The 1398-nt window shown below is 62.0% G+C and carries 3 protein-coding genes; all 3 read right to left on the bottom strand.

Features of this window, described 5'->3' with window-relative positions:
• Positions 1-215, bottom strand: a 215-nt coding sequence (locus tag ACQUQ1_RS22200) for a PIN domain-containing protein (RefSeq protein ID WP_435066353.1), incomplete at its 3' end; no start/stop codon positions are given.
• Positions 216-467, bottom strand: a complete 252-nt coding sequence (locus ACQUQ1_RS22195) for an AbrB/MazE/SpoVT family DNA-binding domain-containing protein (protein ID WP_435066352.1) — start codon at positions 465-467, stop codon at positions 216-218.
• Positions 468-558: 91 nt separating this feature from the next.
• Positions 559-1380, bottom strand: coding sequence for a hypothetical protein (locus ACQUQ1_RS22190; protein WP_435066354.1), 822 nt, complete (start codon positions 1378-1380; stop codon positions 559-561).
• Positions 1381-1398: the final 18 nt, after the last annotated feature.

Below are 1398 nucleotides of genomic sequence, written 5' to 3'. Positions count from 1 at the left end.
TCTTCGATTCGATCGAGGAGATCGACGGCTGCGTCGTGGCCGGCGTGGGTCGTGAGGCCGTTGAGCGTTTCCGCGAGCACGTAGTCGAGGACGACTGCCTCCGGTAGCTCTCCATTGTCAATGCCTTGGAGCACGGGAAGCGCGGCATCGTGGGATCCATCCCGCCGGTATGCGGCGGCAAAGAGGACTGTCGTATCGATCAGTGCACGAGGCATTTACTCGACGTCGACGCCCCAGGCGTCGTGCTCGCTCGTCACATCGGCCGCCTCCTCACCAGCGTAGCCGTCGAAGTCGGCGAACGTGCCGGTTTGCTGTTGGATGACGTGGACTCGGATGCTCCCGTCGTCCTCGAGATGCCAACGGAGCTGATCGCCATCGTCGATATTGAGTTCACGCCGAATCCGAGCGGGGATGTTTGCCTGGTTTCCAGATACCTTGCTTTCGGCGTCGATTCTGTCGCTGCTCATACCTCACGGTAGGTGACCAGCCGGGAAAAGTCTAGTGTGCCGCCACACTACTCAGTCGCATAAGAGCGATTCCGACGAGAAAGATGGCGATTTACCCTGAGGTCGTTGGGAGCCGACCATCCGGACGTGGAACCCGACCCTGTTTGATCTCGTGATCGACGCGACGCAGATGCTTACAGCCGCCTTCGGGTGAGCGCTGCTGCCAGTCGGGACAGGAACACGACTCGTCGACGACGTCAACTTCGTACCGGTTTCCGGACGCGGACTGTACTTCGTAGCGGCCACCTTTCGAGAGGAGCGAGACGTCCATCGCTTCAGCGACGGCACGCGCCGTGCGGGGCTCGAGATCGTCCTGCGACTGTGTGTTCTCGTCGACGACCAGCCGGTCGCGAACGTCGCCCGTTCGGCCCCCGTCGGGAGCGACGGCTTCCGCAGAGCCATTGAGCCGCTCGTGGAGGAGTTCCTCGACCGGCTGGTCTTCCGGCCAGAGGTAATGGACCTCACGGCGCTCGCGATGGTCGTAGGAGCCGCACGCGGCTGCGCTCCCAGTCCAGACACGCCACGCCCCGAGTGCTGCCATCACGTCGACGATGACTCGCGGAACAGCCTCGTGCTTGTCGGGGTAGAACATCCGAAAGCGAGTACATTCCGCCTGCGGCGGAACCGTCTCCCACCACTCGACGTCGTTGTCCCAGCTCTCGTACATCGCCTTGTCCTCCCCGTATCCGACAGTCACGCCGTCAATCTGCGGTATCTCCACCGATGTTTCGTCAGCCTCGTCTTCGAGTAGCCGAAGGACGGCGTACCTGAGATACTCGTGTTCCGGATGGTCCGAAGATTGGGCGACCTGCTCGTGGTGCTCTGCGACTCGCTCTGCCTCGTCGAGAACGGTCGTTAGATATCGGTCGGTCATAGGTCGGTGGAGACAGGA

Origin of the sequence: Halobaculum sp. EA56 (genome assembly GCF_051195075.1) — an archaeon.
Taxonomy (GTDB): domain Archaea; phylum Halobacteriota; class Halobacteria; order Halobacteriales; family Haloferacaceae; genus Halobaculum.
This window is presented reverse-complemented; position numbering and strand designations above follow the sequence as displayed.

Coding starts and splice junctions, on each gene's coding strand:
- ACQUQ1_RS22195 (WP_435066352.1), bottom strand. CDS start 467: ATGAGCAGCGACAGAATCGACGCCGAAAGCAAGGTATCTGGAAACCAG.
- ACQUQ1_RS22190 (WP_435066354.1), bottom strand. CDS start 1,380: ATGACCGACCGATATCTAACGACCGTTCTCGACGAGGCAGAGCGAGTC.